Origin of the sequence: Corynebacterium sp. H130 (genome assembly GCF_037572395.1) — a bacterium.
Classification (GTDB): domain Bacteria; phylum Actinomycetota; class Actinomycetes; order Mycobacteriales; family Mycobacteriaceae; genus Corynebacterium.
Genome location: NZ_JBBHLA010000001.1, coordinates 89135 through 105881 on the forward strand (window position 1 = coordinate 89135; position 16747 = coordinate 105881).

Consider the following 16747-nt stretch of genomic DNA (forward strand, 5'->3'; position numbering starts at 1 on the left):
TAATACGGAGAAGACAAGCAGCGATGGCCCAGCAACTCCAGCGCCCACCGGCAGAGGTTCGATACGCAGCGGACCTTCGCATCCTCAAGGAGCGTGACCGCCAGCTCGGTCGGATGAGGCCAAAGGGATGGGCATTGTCTGCGCCCGCCGTGGTCGAGTTCATTGTGGGAACTGGCAGGCCTGGGCAAGCGGACTACATTGAACAAAAGTTCATCGGACCGCTTTCCCAGATTCAACGCTGTGTGGTCACCTTGGCGACGAACCGTGGTTTGATGCTGATCGGTGAGCCTGGCACTGCAAAGTCGCTACTCTCAGAGCTGCTGGCAGCCGCGATTTCAGGTGACAGTTCGCTCACCATTCAGGGGTCGGCCGCCACAACCGAAGACGCAATCAAATACTCCTGGAACTACGCACTTCTCCTTGCGGAAGGGCCAAGCGAGAAGGCATTGGTTCCTGCGCCGATGTACCAAGGGATGACCACGGGCTCAGTGGTGCGCTTTGAGGAGATCACCCGATGCGCTCCAGAGGTGCAAGACGCAATGCTCTCAATTCTGTCCGACCGCGTCCTTACTGTCCCCGAATTCGACAGCGCACACCGCAGTGTGCACGCGATTGAAGGTTTCGGTGTCATCGCTACTGCCAACACACGGGACCGTGGCGTCAATGAAATGTCTGCTGCTCTCAAGCGACGATTCAACTTCGAGACCATCGGCGCAATCTCGGACGCGAGGACAGAAACCCTCCTTGTACAGCGTGAAACTGACTATGCGCTGCAGCGGGCTGGTATTCCTCATGGTCTGCCACCGGAATTCACCAAGATTCTGGTGGAGATCTTCCGTGAGCTTCGCCACGGCGGTGCTGGAAATAAGGGCGTCGAACGTCTTGGGTCAGCCATGTCGACTGCGGAAGCAGTGGCCACGGGCGTCGCCGCAGGGCTAGAATCCGCTTGGTTCGGCACCGGAAATCCAGGTGGAAAAGAGCTGGCAGCCTCCCTGATCGGAACAGCACTCAAAGACGATCAGGAGGACAAAGCCAAGTTACGGGCATACGCCGAAAGGCACCTCAAGTTATCGCAGGAACCACTGCGGCAGGAGGCCTACCAGTATTTGCAGCTTGGCGGCGTCGATAAGCCCGCTGCTCGTTAGCCATGCGCAACATTGACTTTTTCGGGGTGAGGCACCACTCGCCCACCGGCGCGCTTCTGGTCGCGGAGCGGATCAGGACCCGTCCGCCGGCTGCGGTGCTCATCGAGGGACCAACCGAGTTCAATGAGCACATGCCCGAGCTCGCACTCGATCACACGTTGCCCATCATGATCTATTCGTGGGCGCCGGATGGCGAGGGACGCCGAGGAGTTTACTATCCGCTGAGCTCCTACTCACCCGAGTGGCAAGCGATTCGCACGGCCGCGGAGCGAAACATTCCCGTCCGCTTCATTGACGCGCCTTTTTATCTGAAGTCACGCAATGCTGAAAGCAGCGCAAAGATCCCCGATGACCTGCTGCGACGTCTCGGCGTGGACGATATTGACGCGGCGATCGATGAACTCATCGATATCCAAGCCGACCTCAGCTACGCGGAATACTGCACCCGAATGGAAACCTTCGGGGCGATGCTCCGCTCAACCGACGAGGCAACCCTTTCCCGCGAGCGCTTCATGGCCGATCGCATCAGGGAGACCATGGCGGAAACCAACGGCACCATCCTCGTCATCTGTGGCGCCGCCCATATCGAGGGACTACGCACCGAACTAGCGCGGCACACCGAGCCCTCCCCCTGGCATCCGCCCACGGATCCCCGTTATGGATGCGCTCTCACGCCAACCTCCTACGCTGCTCTCGACGCGCTCCGTGGCTACCGCGCCGGCCAACCGAACCCAGGCTTCTACGCCGCGCTTTTCGACGACCGCAGCCACGGCATCCACCACACCGCTGAGCGACTACTCAGGACACTCATCTCGGATTTGCGGAACCGCAACCAGCGCGTTTCCGTAGCTGACGCCATCGCGGTGCTCACATCTGCTAAGGGCCTCGCGGCACTGCGTGGGCATCCGGAGGTGTGGCGCACGGACCTATTAGATGCGATGACCATGTGCTTAGTGAAAGACGATCGTGGCCAGCAGCACCCTCTCGTTGCACACATTGAAGAGTTGTTGCGGGGCAACGAAGTCGGTGCCTTGGCAGCCGGCAGCACCAGGCCCCCGTTCGTCATTGGTGTGTTGGAAGAACTGCAGCGTTTTGGACTCATGCCACAGGTTGAAGCGCGAGTTTTGCAGCTAAACGTCCGTGATTCTCCCGCCCAGTCGCAGTTACTCCATAGTTTGGGAACACTGGGAGTTGTCGGGTTTGTGCTGGACACTGACCCAGATCTCACCGGTGCTGAGCTGTGGCGAATCGAGTGGAGCCCGCAATTCGAGTCAACTCTGGTCGAGGCGTCGCGTTATGGCGGAAGCCGGGAAGAAGCCGTGACCACAAGAGTGCTCGAGTCCTTGGCGAAGGTGGAGGACGATCCGGAACGTGTGGCTGAACTGCTGCTTGCAGCGGTGCGTTGTGGCGTCGTATCCCTCATCCAGAAGGTCCGATCACGCTGTGAAGAGTTGATTGCTACTTCAACAGAATTGCCTGCGTTGGCGAAGGCACTAGAAACATTGGTTGACGTCCATCGTTTCCGTAACTTCGCCTTTGTCGAGTCGCCGGCGGTCGGCGATCTGATTGGAGTTGGGCATCGACGTTTTAGCGAATTGCTGCTAGCTCTGCCACCCGCAGCTCCCGACGCCTCGAAACCAGTGATAGATGCAATCTTGAGTTCCGTGGCAGTTCTCGAGCGCTGCGCCGATGTATCGCTATCCATTGCACTGTGGCGCAGCGCCATGGAAGCCACCACAAAGAATCCATCTCAACCGACCGCGGTGCGTGGCGCCGCGACGGGCGCGCTGTGGGTGATGAGCAACGATGAGTCATGCGAATCCATCACAACAGCACTGAAGGAAATTTCCGATCCCGCAAACGTAGGCGATTTTGTCTATGGGCTCCTACGAGTGGCTCGGGAACTTGTGGTGCGAAAACCCGAGTTTGTTGCTGCATTGGATGCTGCGATCACTGACATGGGCCAAGAAGACTTCCTGGCAGCTCTACCGGGTCTAAGACTCGCTTTTTCAGCGTATCCACCTCGAGAACGAGCCGGAATCGCTGTTCAAGTTCTTGGTGAACAAGCCTCAACAGCGATGCAAGCATTCGATGCAACCGTCGAGGAAGCAGCTCAGGTGATGGCGTGGGAGGAGAACCTGCGCGCGCGGATACGTACCTTCCTAGGAGCTGAAAATGACTGATCAAAGGATGGCCCGTTGGCGTCTAATTCTCGGTGAAGGCGCCGAGGTTCTCGGTGAACTAGACGGCGCCGATGAGCAGCGTGTTGAAGCCCTAGATTTTCTCTACTCCAGAGAAACAGTCGGCATGTCTGGCGGCGTTGGGCCCTCGACGCTCAATGTACCTACGTGGATCAATGCGATTCGCGATCTTTTCCCCAAAGAGGTGTGTGAACGGATCGAAAGCGACGCTTTTGAGCGATATGGGTTGGCAGAACTCGTCACGGATGCAGAGGTGCTTCGCTCAATTGAGCCGTCGGCAGCGCTGTTGCGGGCCATCTTGCAGACCAAACATCTCATGCAGGACGAGGTGCTGGATCTTGCCCGTGAGATAGTGCACGTTGTGGTCAAGGAGATGATGGAGAAGATCCGCAGCGAAATCCGCGAATCGCTCAGCGGGCGCAAAGACCCGCATCGTAGGAGCCGACGCCAGATTGCCGTCAACTTCGACGCAAAGGCAACGATCAGGGCAAACCTGAAGAACTACTCGCCTGAGCGAAACCAGCTAGTCATTAGCGATCCGCTGTTCTCTTCTCGATCTCGCAGGCACTGGGAGAAATGGCGCATCATCGTTGCTGTTGACCAATCCGGTTCGATGGTTGATTCGGTGATCCATGCTGCGGTCAGCGCGGCGATCTTTGCTGAGTTGCCGTCATTGGACACCAGGCTCATTGCCTTCGATACAGAAGTCGTTGACCTCAGCCAAGATGTCATCGATCCCGTGGAAGCTCTGATGAAAGTGCAGCTGGGCGGCGGTACCGCCATCTATCGGGCTCTCGAGTACGCTGAACAGCTCGTGGACACACCGAGTCGCACCATGGTGGTTCTTATTTCGGACCTCTACGAAGGCAGCCGGTTTGGCCGGATGGAGTCGGCAGTACGCAGGCTGGTGAACTCCGGAGTAAAGGTCCTCATCCTTGGTGCCTTGGATCAGCAGGGTGCGGGCAGCTACGACGTCTTTAGCGGCAAAACACTGGCGCGTCTGGGCGCACATGTCGGAGTGATGACTCCGCTTCAGCTTGCTGACTGGGTAGCGGAGGTAATGGCATGACACGGGTAGACATCATTGGACTCAGCGAGCTGGTGCTGGAAGACCTCACCAACCGAGGCACACTCAGGCGCGCACACAAACAGCTATCGGCTACTGAAGTGACCTGGCTCGAAGACGAAAGTGGCCATGTCCAGGTACACGTCGGCGAGCACACCTGTGATCTCACTGTGGGTCGGCCTTTCCCAGATTGGACGTGCACATGCACCAAAGCGACGAGCTGCCACCATATCGTCGCAGCAGTGCTCGCCTATCAAAATGCTCATCTGGATTCGGAGCCGATCGCCGAGTCAGCTGCTTCAAATGAGCCAGAAACTACTGATCCAGCACTGGGAACGGTGTTCGAGCGGAACGGCATCCACATCGTGCGCATGGTGTACCCAGAACCGGTGACTGTGCGCTTTCTGCAAGGCACAAACCTGGATTATGCGCGGTGCACTTGTGCGAACCCGGACCCTTGTCGGCACGTAGCGCCAGCCTTAGCTTTGTTGCGCGCACCTGAACATCCCATCCGTGCAGTGGGAGATGATGAATGGCACCCTGATCCGGACGTGCTTAGTGACGTCGAAAAGCACCTTGACCTCTTGTGCGCAGTGGGTATCGAATCAAGCCATGAGCAATTGAAATCCGGTTGGATCCGAGTGCGACAGCGGTGCCTAGACAACGGTATTCCTCACTTAGCTGACATCGCAGACACCATCATCGCGCTGCAGGAGCGACGAGCTGCACGCGATTGCTCTTTTGACCCGCAACGATTGCTTTCGTTGGTCGCGGAACTCGCGACACGTCTGGCCAGCTTGCAGCGCGTTGAGCCTGCGACTCCCCACAGACTCGTGGCGGGCGTGGAAGCGGAACCGGTCAAACTGTCCAGGTCCACATTCATCGGGCTAGGGACAGAGGTGCTCGACCTACCCGACGGCTGCGAGGTTGTGGCACACCTTGTAGACGCCAGAAGTGGCTCCCCAGTTACAGTGCACACTGTCATTGACGGTGATGTCGCCGATATCGGGAACAGAACCTTCGGCGGAATGATGCTGTCACAGTGGGGCAGCGGCCAAGTGATGGTCAGCGGCGGCCGTCGCGACGCTCGTGGTCGGCTCGACACAACGAGGTACAAAAGCCAGGCGTTCCCCTCCCCAGCCTTAACCGAACTGTTCGCGCCGTGGGTGGCCAGTGGATTTGCCGAGCTCTTCGACGATGACGTGCCTGCGGCGTTGGGGATTCGAGGAGCAGGACACGGAATGTGCGCTGTAACTGGGGTGACCATATCTAACTGGCGGATCGATCCCATCACGCGGGCCTTTGTTGCTGAGCTGACGGATGAAGCCGGAGATAGCGCAACATTGGCCTTCGTTCCGAATTCGCGCACGTTTGCGGGGCACAAGCAACTGGAGGAATTCTGTGCGCAACATAGTGGAAAGCAGGTGCAACTCTCCGGCAGGTGGCACAGTGAGCATGGACGACAAGTGCTCAATCCGATGCTGCTCGTTGGCGAACATGCCATCATTCAGCCCCACCTTGCGCGAGGGGCGTCGGCTGGCGTTGCACTGTCCGCTGACGGGTTCGATAAGGATGCAGATGCCTTATTCCGGGTCCGGCAAATCACCGAGGAAACACTCCAGCACATTCTGGTCGCAGGAACTGAACGTCTCGAACGCGACCCTCACTTCTTCCCCACCCGGGCAGCCAAGCTGCGGAATTCTGGTGCAACATGGCTGGGCGAGCTTGTCGACGAGCACAGCCCAGCCTCGATCAGGAAGCTGCTGTGGGCTGTTGCCCTATCTTGAAAACCGTAGTTAACATCGGCTGCCAACGTCAGTGACCTTGGTTACTATAGGGCGCATGAATCAAACCAATATTGTTGATCAACTGGGGCTTGAACTGCGCTGGTACGAAAAGGTGTGGGATCTAAGCCGAAAGGTAGAGGTTCCGGAGTCCACTGGTTTTGATCCGGCCACTGCCCGAGCAAGGGCCGACAAGATCGCAAAGCACCTTTCCAACTCTCGTCAGCTGCTCGGCTGGAATTTCAGTGAGCCTCCTGTCAACGGTTTCCCTTCGCAAGAGGAAGCGCAATTTTGGTTGGATTATCTTGCAGATCGCTCGCACAGGGATCCATCGGCGTCTGATTGGTGGCATGTGACCGATCCACCTAAACCGTTGATGGTGCTGCTCCGCTACGCGGCGGACCCGGAGGGGTTTGTTGAGGACTATTGCAACGGCCAGTTCCGAGTGAAGCGTTACAACAGGACGGACGTCGTGATCTCGCTCGGCTGGCGATTGGTGTGGGATCGGCTTACTGCTGATCAACGCTACAAGCTCTACGACTTAACCCGAGCGGCCGACAGGACTGAACACCTGGGTAATGGAAACATTATTCAGGCTGCTTATCTGCGAGCCATTTTCACCGGAGATGCCTCAGAAACAGTTCCGCACATTAACCAAGCATTAAAAGAAGCGGATGCTGGTGAGCCATCATCCCTGCACGCACCTTGGACAGCTTACTTTGCTCCCACCCCGGAAGATCGCGCCAAGCTAGCGAACATCATCGACATCGTGACAAGGCCTGAATACGCCATGCTGTGGCTCGCCAACACAGGTTCCGTCGGCTTCGACGCGTTCGTCCAGCAGCTGAGCGAGCGAAGCAAGGACGAAGCCAAGCCAATCATCGAGACCATCGGCGCACGACTGAAAGGTCCGGGCGCCGTCCCACTCTTCGCCAAGATCGCGACCACGAAACACGCACTGGGCGCGATGGACTGGCTCCGTAAGAATACGGAGCTGATTCTGAATGCCGATCTCAATCATGAGGAAGCCAAGACTGTTCAGCCGATCTTGCGGTCGATGGACGTCGAAAAGCTGCGGGAATACCGCGACACTGTATGTTCCACGCTGGCTGCCCTCATCGACGACATCGTGGCGGAAGCTGAGCTCCCGGCCTTTGATCCGTCGACCTCATGGTGGGCGGATGCCGTATATAAGGGCAAGGGCAAGAAGCTGCCTGTCTATGCGCAGCCTTCAGCGTTGCCTCCGCTGGTTGTCGGAGGTGCCCGCTTAATGGAACCCGAGGTGAAAATGCTGCTGGCTGCGTTGCAGACGGAAGACCGGGATCTGCCGATTCTCCGGGCGCTGCGGGACAACGTGCAACCAACCACCTTGGATGCGTTTGCCACCGAGCTTCTCGAATGCTGGCTAGACAATGGTGCTCCGGCGAAGGACAAGTGGCTCATGACAGGTTCGGGCTGCATCGGTGGCGATGGCTTTGTGCTTCAGCTGACCCCGATGATTCGGGAATGGCCGGGACAGTCGCAGCACAAGCGCGCGACACATGGCCTTGATGCGCTGCGTAACGTGGGCAGTGATCTCGCGCTGCAGCAGATCTCTGGCATCGCCTCCAAGGTCAAGTTTGCCGGAATCAAGAAACGCGCAGCCGAGGCGATGGACGAGATTGCTGAGACCAAGGGGCTCACCCGAGATGAGCTTGAGGACCGCATTATCCCTGATGGCGGCCTCGATTCCACTGGAAGGCGCGTGTTTTCCTATGGCCCGCGTTCTTTCGTTGCCACGCTGACTCCGGAGTGCAAGGTGGTCGCCCGCCTGCTGGATGAGGATGGGCGTCCGACTGGAAAGCCGAAGGCCTCGCTCCCCGCGCCAAACAAGTCAGATGACCAAGAGCTTGCCGCGGCTTCCAAGAAGGAATACTCCCTGCTCAAGAAGGGGCTGACGTCTGCGGCGAAGCTCCAAGCCATCAGATTTGAGCAAGCAATGATTTCGGGTCGTCGCTGGACCGGCGAAGAGTTTGCAAACTTCTTTGCTTCGAATCCCCTGGTGCGCTCGTTGTTGGCGGGCATCGTGTGGGGAATTTATCGCGACGACGCTCGCGTCGGCCTCGGTCGCCTCGATGAATCTGGCGAGCTTATTGACGCCGGTGACGAGCCAATAGACGTATCAGATTCAACCGTAGGAATCATTCACCCGGGCGATCTCAGCGACATGGAGAAGGCCGAGTGGGGCGAGGTGCAGGCTGACTTTGAGCTGCAGGAGGCGTTCCCGCAGCTCTCGCGCCAGATTCATGAGCTACCAGCGGATCAAGGGGATCATCTTGTCCTGCAAGGCGTGGAGCAGGGACTTGTCGATTCTCGCAGGATGGTTGGTTCCCTCAAGCGAAGTGGCTGGGATAGAGGTGCCGTGCTGGACGCTGGCGGTTACTCCCTCTACTACCGCTATTTCGACAACGCGAACGTGACCGCAGTTTTCCAATTCGATTATCTTTCAATCGACTTCGACTACATGGATGATCAGGTCAGTATTGAAGGTGTCTATCTGGTGGCTGGGAAAAAGGACGCTGTTGAACTCGATTATGGTCATGTACCTGGCAAGCATCCTGGCACAATTTCGAGGGATTGGGAGTTCGTGAAGTGGTCTGAGCTCCCTCGTGTGGTCGCAAGCGAGATTATCGCTGCGGTCCGTGCTGCCGGCGGATAGAAACCAGGGGTGAAAAGCTACACTGGAGGAACTATGCCGTCTAAGAAGCTTCTCGCCCTTTCCCCTTCCCGCGCCTCCGATTACAAGCAGTGCCCGCTGCTTTACCGGTTCCGGGCCATCGATAAGCTCCCGGAGCCGAGCACGGTTGCTCAGGTGAAGGGCACCCTCGTCCACGCTGTGCTCGAGGAGATGCACAAATTGCCTCGGGAGCAGCGCACTTATCCGGCGGCGGTGAAGCGACTGAAGCCGAATTGGGCGCAGATGTGCGCGAGTGATGATCAACTCGAGGAGCTTGTTCCGGAGCACGAGCTCTACGATTTCCTCGTTGAATGTCGCACGTTGCTGCGTGGCTACTTTGAGATGGAAAACCCACAGGGCTTCGACGCGCACGACTGCGAAATGTACGTCGACGAGGTACTTCCTAATGGAGTCCCGGTCCGCGGTTTCATTGACCGTGTCGACATTGCCCCTACTGGTGAGGTGCGTGTGGTCGACTACAAGACCGGCAAGAAGCCGCTCCCCCAGTATTCGCAGGATGCGCAGTTCCAGATGCGCTTCTACGCCCTGGTCTATTGGCGACTATTTGACCAAATTCCAACGCAGCTAAGGCTCATGTACCTGAAGGTCATGGACTCGCTGATCCTCACCCCTTCACGAGAAGAGCTGGAGTTCTTCGAGCGGGATTTGGGTGAGCTGTGGGCCAAGATTGAGGGGGACGGTAAAGAAGGAACGTTCCGCCCCAAGACCTCCAAGCTGTGTGGCTGGTGCAACCACCAGCACCTGTGCCCGGCCTTTGGAGGTACTCCCCCTGAGTACCCTGGCTGGCCGGGCAGTACGGCCGATGCTAAAACAGGCCAGTAATTTCGCCGTTTTCTGTCACGTCGATACCGAGCGCAGCAGGCTTCTTCCCCAGGCCCGGTAGAGTCATCACATCGCCAGTCATAGCGACGATGAAGCCGGCGCCGATGCGTGGTACCAGTGACCTCACTCGCAGGGTGTGCCCACTCGGTGCGCCCAGCTGACGAGGATCATCAGAGAACGAGTACTGTGTCTTCGAAATACAGACCGGAAGCTTGTCCCAGCCGTTGGTCTTGATGTACTCAAGATCCTTTTGGGCCGCAGCGCTCAGCTCCACGTCCGCAGCGCCATAAATTTCCCGAGCCACAGTACGCAGCGACTCCATCGTGCCCGCGGCAGGATCGTACAACGGTGCGCTGCGCTTTTCGACGAGCGAAGCCAGCACCACGTCAGCCAGTTCCTTCGCTCCTGCGCCACCTTCTGCCCAGACCTTGGTTACTACTGCCTTAAGGCCTCGTTTCTCGGCCCACTTCTGGACAAGCTCGACCTCCGCATCGGAGTCTTGTACGAAGTGGTTTAAGGCAATGGTTGGGGTGAGGCCAAACTTCTGCACGTTGGCGCAGTGGCGCTCAAGGTTGACCAAACCAGCTTCCAGAGCCTCAAGGTTCTCGGTACCCAGTTCGTCCTTTGCTACCCCACCGTTGAACTTTAGGGAGCGAATCGTGGCGACGACGACGACTGCGGCAATATCGAGCTCACCGGTGCGAGACTTGATGTCAAAGAACTTTTCGGCACCAAGATCCGAGCCGAATCCCGCTTCGGTCAGGACAATGTCGGCGTGGCGAAGTGCGGTGTCGGTGGCAATGACTGAGTTGCAACCGTGCGCGATATTGCCAAAAGGTCCGCCGTGAACAAAGGCTGGCGTGCCTCCAAGGGTCTGTACGAGGTTCGGGTTGATGGCGTCGCGAAGCAAGGCGGTGAGTGCACCCTGAGCGCCAATATCTGCGACGGTGACCGGGGTGCGGTCGTAGGTTTGGCCGATGACGATGCGGCCGAGCCGTTCCTTGAGGTCCTTGAGATCGCGCGACAAGCACAGTACAGCCATGATTTCGGAGGCAGCGGTGATGTCGAAACCGGATTCAGCCGGCGTGCCTTGAGCTGGTCCGCCGAGGCCGGTGATGATGTTGCGCAGTGAACGGTCGTTGACATCAAGGCAGCGTCGCCAGGTAACTCGGCGAGGATCGATGCCGAGCTCGTTGCCATGGTGGATGTGGCTGTCGATCATGGCAGCGAGGGTGTTGTTTGCGGCTGCGATGGCGTGGAGGTCGCCCGTGAAATGGAGGTTGATATCCTCCATCGGCACGATTTGAGCGTAACCGCCACCAGCTGCGCCGCCCTTGATACCGAATACCGGGCCGAGGGATGGTTCGCGGATGGCGACGATCGTGTTAGCACCTGTGGCACGCACGGCGTCGGAGAGGCCGATGAGCACCGTGGACTTGCCCTCGCCGGCTGGTGTTGGGGACATCGCGGTGACAAGGATTAGCTTTCCTCTGCGCGGCTTCTGTGGCAGGGAGGCTACGTCGATCTTGGCCTTGCCACGTCCGTATCCGACAACGTGCGCGGTATCGAGACCGGCGCGACCTGCGATTTCTTCAATGGGAAGCAACGTGTGAGCACGTGCGATATCTGCGTCAGTAAGAGTGGTCATAACCTTAAATCTAATGAAAAATGGGCCCGCTGTGGGGCCCATTTTCCTTCAGGAGGAGTTACAGCATGAAGCTACCGAACAGGAAGCCGAGGGCGACTGCGAAGATAATCGCCAAGGTGCCTGGGATGATGAAGGAGTGGTTGAAGACGAACTTGCCGATCTTCGTGGAACCAGTGTCGTCCATCTCCACTGCTGCCAGCAGCGTTGGGTAGGTAGGCAGGATAAACAGTGCGGAAACTGCAGCGAAGGAAGCAACTGCAACCAGTGGGCTGACGCCGACGGCGAGAGCTGCTGGGAGCAGAGCCTTCGCGGTAGCTGCCTGGGAGTACAGCAGAGCTGCGGCGAAGAAGAGAACCACTGCGAGCATCCATGGCTTGTCCTGCAGGATGGTGCCGGACAGGCGCTTAATGTCCTCGATGTAGTGGTTGATCAGCGTGGTACCGAGCCATGCAACACCGAGCACACAGATGCAGGCAGACATACCGGAACGGAATACGGAGGACTGCAGAATCGTGTCGGCAGGGATCTTGCAGACCATCGTGATCACGGTTGCGGCGCCGAGCATGATGGCCATGATGGCTTCGTTACGTGGGATGGAAGGTTCCTTGATCAAGCCGACCTGATCCGAGATGGCGGTGGCGTAGAGCATGACCAGGATGATGGCGATCAGGAAGATCATCACAGAAGCCTTAGCACCCTTAACTGGGGTGTAGTCGTGGGTGCCACTAGGTGGCTTACAGGTGCCGTTTGCCAGGCGCTCCTTGTATACAGGATCATCGGCGAGATCCTTGCCGAGGAAGTTCGTGATGAATGCAGCTGCGACACAGGCGATGAAGGTCGAAAGCAAGAAGACACCCAGCATGGAAACGTAGCCAACGCCGAGAGGCTCCATAATCGAGGCCATGAAGACCACGGCTGCAGAAATTGGGGATGCCGTAATAGCCATCTGGGATGCAACAACTGCGATGGACAGCGGACGGGATGGGCGAACGCCACCCTCCTTAGCAACCTCGGCGATAACTGGCAGCGTGGAGAACGCCGTGTGGCCGGTACCGCAGAAGACCGTCATCAGCCAGGTCACGATTGGGGCCCAGATGGTGATCTGCTTAGGGTTCTTACGCAGAGCCTTCTCTGCGAGGTAGACGAGGTAATCGAGGCCGCCGGCCTTCTGCATCGCAGCGATAGCTGCGATAACACACATGATGATGCCGATGACGTCGAATGGAATGTCCTTGATGGTGACTGGAACACCAGTCAGGCCCAGCAACAGGACGCCAGCGCCACCGGCCATACCGATGGCAATAGATCCGAGGCGCGCGCCGAGGAAAATGGCGCCCAGGACGATGATGATTTGTAGTGCGAGTAACACTGTTCTTTCCCTTGGGTGAGGAAGAAGCTTCGCACGTGGGGCGATGTCACAATGCAGTAGGCATCACGCGTGTGAAGCTCCTTGTGGTAGATAGGCTTCACAGATATTGAGTTGTCACGTTCAAGTTTTTGGGCTGCCCCTCCCAGCAATCGCTCTCACTGGGAGGGACTACCCAAGGCGGGGCAAGTAGCGAGCATGCCCCGAGTACGAAGATCTAGTCTTCGTACAGCTTTCCGCGGTAAACCGGGTTCATGAGGTTCTCAACAGAAAGAACTTCGTTGAGCTTTTCCTCGTCCATCAGGCCCTTCTCGAGGACCAGATCGCGGACGGAACGACCGGTTTCAGCAGCTTCCTTACCAATCTTGTCGCCATTGAGGTGACCGATGAATGGGTTCAGGTAGGTGATGATGCCGATGGAGTTGTCCACGAATGCGCGGCAGATGTCTTCGTTGGCGGTGATGCCAACGACGCACTTTTCGCGCAGGGTGATTACGGCGTTGGTCAGCAGCTCGATGGACTCGAAGATTGCCTGAGCCAGTGCTGGCTCCATGACGTTGAGCTGGAGCTGGCCAGCCTCTGCGGACATCAGGACGCAGGTGTCGTTACCGAAGACCTTGAAGCAAACCTGGTTGACGACCTCAGGGATAACTGGGTTGACCTTTGCTGGCATGATCGAGGAGCCTGCCTGCATCTCAGGGAGGTTGATTTCCTTGAGGCCTGCGCGCGGACCGGAAGCCAGGAGGCGGAGGTCGTTGCAGATCTTGGACAGGTTCATTGCAGACTGCTTGATTGCAGAGTGTGCATGCATGTAGCAGGAGTTGTCGTAGGTTGCGACGAGGAGATCTGGTGCGCCCTTGATCTCGAGGCCGGTGACCTCTGCAAGTGCCTTGACGATTGCGTCCTGGAAGCCGTCTGGGGTGTTCAGGCCGGTGCCGATAGCGGTTGCGCCGAGGTTGGTGGTCAGCAGAATCTTGATGGCGTTCTCAATGAAGTCTGCTTCTTCGGACAGGCCGTGGCCGAATGCGTAGAACTCGCCACCAAGGGTCATTGGGACTGCGTCCTGCAGCTGGGTGCGGCCCATCTTGAGGACGTTCTTGAATTCCTCGCCCTTTGCCTTGAATGCTTCAGCGAGGTTGCGCAGCTCTGCGACGTAGGTGGTGGCTGCGTGGAAGATGCCGAGCTTCAGGCCGGTTGGGTAGGCGTCATTGGTGGACTGTGCCATGTTGACGTCGTCGTTTGGATTCAGGTCATGGTAGGAGCCCTTTGGCTTGCCCATATGCTCAAGGGCCAGGTTTGCAACGACCTCGTTGGTGTTCATGTTCATCGAAGTGCCGGCGCCGCCCTGGAAGGCATCGGTTGGGAACTGATCCATGCAACGACCCTCTTCGAGGATCTGGTCGCAAGCCCAAACGATTGCTTCGTACTTGTCCTTAGGCAGCGTCTTGCAGGCGCGGTTTGCCATTGCGGTTGCCTTCTTCACCTGGACCATGCCTCGGATGAAGTCAGGTACCTCATTGTGGGTTTTGCCAGAGATGACAAAGTTCTCTACTGCGCGCAGGGTGTGAACGCCGTAGTAGAACTCGTTGGATACCTCTTTGGTTCCCAGCAGGTCTTCCTCAATGCGAGTGCCTTCCGAGAAGTTTACTTCGGTCACGGTGATGATCTCCTTGTCGAGTGACTGGATAAAAATGAGAGCTATAACACAATTGTTCTGGCCAATGGCCTCGATAACTAATAGTAGCGAGCTTATGTGAGGAAACCAAGGTGAAACAGACATTTTTGACGGATCAAGATGTGGGATTCCACACGTATTTCGGTGGGAACTTCCACCCCCTACCCAATCCTTAAGGAACCATAAGTGAAAATGTTCAACACTGCAGGTCGGAGCGCTTTGAAGGGTTTGTTAACCAGGCAACATTTACCTAATGGAAATCATGACAATCCTGTACTTCTTTTCGTTCGCCCTAACTTGGGGGTGTGTCACCGGCGCAAATATGGGGTTGGTTGATTGTGCCTTGATCAACTTTTGTGGGGGTACCTATTTCCAACAAAACCCACATATTCAAAAAATCTATTCCAAAAGCAAAAAGACCCAGCCATCAATCGGACTGGGTCTTGAGGTAAATCGGGCTCAGGCAACTACATACGCGCAATTCGAATCTCGGAGGCCAAGATAGCCTTAGCTCCAAGGACAGAAAGCTGGTCCATGATGTTGTTGGCATCCTTCGTTGGCACCATTGCACGAACCGCAACCCAATTCTCATGGGCCAGTGGCGACACCGTCGGACCAGAAAGGCCAGGGGTGATCTTGGTAGCTTCTGCCAGCAAGTCCTTATTGATGTTGTAGTCAAGCATGAGGAAATTCTGGGCGTGGAGGATGCCCTCCACGCGTCGAAGGAACACCTTATGCGCGTCGAGTAGCTCGATGCCCTCACGCGCGACGACCACAGCTTCAGAGTCACAAATGACCGGACCGAACGGGACCAGTCCCTGCTTCCGGAGCGTCCGACCGGTTGAAACGACGTCGGCGATGGCGTCGGCGACTCCGAGCTTGATCGAAATTTCTACTGCGCCGTCGAGTCGGATGACTTCCGCTTCAATGCCGCGTTGCTTCAAATCCTCGCGCACGAGGTTTGGATAAGAGGTGGCGATACGCAAACCAGCGAGCGACTTAACGGTCAGTTCAGCATTTCGTGGACCGGCATAGCGGAAGGTCGATGCTCCGAAGCCCAGTGGCATCACCTCTCGTACCTTTGCCATGGAGTCGGCAGCCAGGTCGCGACCGGTGATACCCAGGTCAAGGTGGCCTTTGGCCACGTAAATGGCGATATCCTTGGGGCGAAGGAAGAAGAACTCGACGTTGTTGGTTTGGTCGAGAACGGTCAGCGCCTTCGGATCATGGCGCCCCTCGTAGCCAGCCTCCCGCAGAATCTCTACTGCGCGTTCCGAGAGTGAGCCCTTATTAGGTACGGCAACTTTGAGCATGGTGAGTCCTTAAAGGTACTTGTAGATGTCTTCTGGCTTCAGTCCCCTGGCCACCATCATGACCTGGGTCCAGTACAGCAACTGTGACATTTCTTCGGCTAGTTCCTCATCGGACTGGTATTCGGCTGCAATCCATACCTCGCCCGCTTCTTCAATGATCTTCTTGCCCAGATGATGCACGCCCTTATCTAACGCAGCAACAGTGCCGGAGCCCTCAGGGCGAGTTTCGGCGCGGGACAGAAGTTCTTCAAAGAGCGAGTCAAAATTCTTCACCCGCCCATTGTTTCACAGAGGGGCAGAGCTAGCTGTTAAAAGTTGCGTACCACGAGGCAAGAAGCTCAGGAGTTACCCCTAGAAAGGAGGTACTTCCATGAAGCTGGCGCATGTCTTTGGCAGCTTCCGGTACCCCTCCGTGTTCGGGCAGACCAATAACTCGGCAGCCGGCAGCGGTAGCGGAGGCCATGCCTGCATTGGAGTCCTCAAACACGAGGCATTCTTGTGGCTCGACTTCAAGGCGCGAAGCAGCAGTCACATAAATCTCCGGATCCGGCTTGCCTTTTCCTACTTCGTTGCCGCACAGCGTGCCGACGAAGAAATCACGGCCAATGGTGTCGATGGCGGGGTCCGCCAGTTCCCTATTCGTATTCGTGACAAGCATCATCGGCGTGCCAGCTGCCTTCAAGGTGGTTAAAAGTTCCTTGACACCAGGCCGAAGCTCCAACTTCGTGGCGAAGAGTTCATGCATCCGGCTGAACAGCTGTTTCTTATGTCCGGCTGCCTGTTCTTCGGTGAGCGAGACACCTGCATGCTGCGCACAGATGTTGAGGGTGTTGGTGAACGTACCGCCGACGGTGCGGGCGCGCAGCTCTGGTGTGAGCCGGCGCCCGACGGCTTCGCTCATTTCATATGTGGCGATGCCCCACAGTGGCTCGGAATCGACAAGAGTACCGTCCATGTCCCACAGGATTGCTTTATACACAGCTCCCAAGC

Annotated in this window: 12 protein-coding genes; 6 read left to right on the forward strand and 6 right to left on the reverse strand. The window is 57.3% G+C overall.

What is annotated here, in order from left to right; translation table 11 throughout:
- Positions 1–23: 23 nt before the first annotated feature.
- Genes WG939_RS00445 through WG939_RS00470 form a run of 6 tightly spaced genes read left to right on the forward strand, consistent with a single transcriptional unit; the run spans position 24 to position 9755 of the window.
- Positions 24–1145, forward strand: coding sequence for an ATP-binding protein (locus WG939_RS00445; protein WP_339981510.1), 1122 nt, complete (start codon positions 24–26; stop codon positions 1143–1145).
- Between the two features lie 2 nt (positions 1146–1147).
- A complete protein-coding gene (locus tag WG939_RS00450) occupies positions 1148–3328 on the forward strand; it encodes a DUF5682 family protein (RefSeq protein WP_339981512.1) in 2181 nt (726 codons plus the stop codon).
- A complete protein-coding gene (locus WG939_RS00455) occupies positions 3321–4415 on the forward strand; it encodes a VWA domain-containing protein (protein WP_339981513.1) in 1095 nt (364 codons plus the stop codon). The genes WG939_RS00450 and WG939_RS00455 overlap by 8 nt, the downstream gene beginning before the upstream one ends.
- Positions 4412–6199 (forward strand): SWIM zinc finger family protein, encoded by a 1788-nt coding sequence (locus tag WG939_RS00460; RefSeq protein WP_339981514.1) that lies wholly within the window; start codon positions 4412–4414, stop codon positions 6197–6199. Before WG939_RS00455 ends, WG939_RS00460 begins: the two co-directional genes overlap by 4 nt.
- Before the next feature lie 55 nt (positions 6200–6254).
- A complete protein-coding gene (locus tag WG939_RS00465; RefSeq protein ID WP_339981515.1) occupies positions 6255–8894 on the forward strand; it encodes a DUF4132 domain-containing protein in 2640 nt (879 codons plus the stop codon).
- A 33-nt stretch (positions 8895–8927) separates the two neighbouring features.
- Complete coding sequence (locus WG939_RS00470) at positions 8928–9755, forward strand: RecB family exonuclease (protein WP_339981516.1); 828 nt, start codon at positions 8928–8930, stop codon at positions 9753–9755.
- On the opposite strand, the gene WG939_RS00475 is transcribed toward WG939_RS00470, so the two are convergent.
- The 6 genes from WG939_RS00475 to WG939_RS00500 form a co-directional block, all read right to left on the reverse strand.
- Positions 9739–11403, reverse strand: coding sequence for a formate--tetrahydrofolate ligase (locus WG939_RS00475; RefSeq protein WP_339981517.1), 1665 nt, complete (start codon positions 11401–11403; stop codon positions 9739–9741). The genes WG939_RS00470 and WG939_RS00475 overlap by 17 nt on opposite strands.
- A gap of 58 nt (positions 11404–11461) precedes the next feature.
- On the reverse strand, positions 11462–12772 hold the full coding sequence (locus WG939_RS00480; protein WP_339981518.1) for an anaerobic C4-dicarboxylate transporter: 1311 nt from the start codon (positions 12770–12772) through the stop codon (positions 11462–11464).
- Between the two features lie 214 nt (positions 12773–12986).
- Positions 12987–14426 carry an aspartate ammonia-lyase gene (gene aspA, locus WG939_RS00485; RefSeq protein ID WP_445227841.1) on the reverse strand — a complete coding sequence of 480 codons (1440 nt, stop codon included), beginning with the start codon at positions 14424–14426 and terminating at the stop codon, positions 12987–12989.
- 485 nt (positions 14427–14911) lie between these two features.
- A complete protein-coding gene (gene hisG / locus WG939_RS00490) occupies positions 14912–15757 on the reverse strand; it encodes an ATP phosphoribosyltransferase (RefSeq protein ID WP_339981520.1) in 846 nt (281 codons plus the stop codon).
- A 9-nt stretch (positions 15758–15766) separates the two neighbouring features.
- Complete coding sequence (locus WG939_RS00495) at positions 15767–16030, reverse strand: phosphoribosyl-ATP diphosphatase (RefSeq protein WP_339981521.1); 264 nt, start codon at positions 16028–16030, stop codon at positions 15767–15769.
- Between the two features lie 28 nt (positions 16031–16058).
- A complete protein-coding gene (locus WG939_RS00500; protein ID WP_339981523.1) occupies positions 16059–16736 on the reverse strand; it encodes an HAD family hydrolase in 678 nt (225 codons plus the stop codon).
- Between the last annotated feature and the right edge of the window lie 11 nt (positions 16737–16747).

What these genes read in the sequence shown, in the direction of transcription:
- WG939_RS00445 (WP_339981510.1), top strand. Translation starts at nt 24, where the DNA reads ATGGCCCAGCAACTCCAGCGCCCACCGGCAGAGGTTCGATACGCAGCG.
- WG939_RS00450 (WP_339981512.1), top strand. Translation starts at nt 1,148, where the DNA reads ATGCGCAACATTGACTTTTTCGGGGTGAGGCACCACTCGCCCACCGGC.
- WG939_RS00455 (WP_339981513.1), top strand. Translation starts at nt 3,321, where the DNA reads ATGACTGATCAAAGGATGGCCCGTTGGCGTCTAATTCTCGGTGAAGGC.
- WG939_RS00460 (WP_339981514.1), top strand. Translation starts at nt 4,412, where the DNA reads ATGACACGGGTAGACATCATTGGACTCAGCGAGCTGGTGCTGGAAGAC.
- WG939_RS00465 (WP_339981515.1), top strand. Translation starts at nt 6,255, where the DNA reads ATGAATCAAACCAATATTGTTGATCAACTGGGGCTTGAACTGCGCTGG.
- WG939_RS00470 (WP_339981516.1), top strand. Translation starts at nt 8,928, where the DNA reads ATGCCGTCTAAGAAGCTTCTCGCCCTTTCCCCTTCCCGCGCCTCCGAT.
- WG939_RS00475 (WP_339981517.1), bottom strand. Translation starts at nt 11,403, where the DNA reads ATGACCACTCTTACTGACGCAGATATCGCACGTGCTCACACGTTGCTT.
- hisG (WP_339981520.1), bottom strand. Translation starts at nt 15,757, where the DNA reads ATGCTCAAAGTTGCCGTACCTAATAAGGGCTCACTCTCGGAACGCGCA.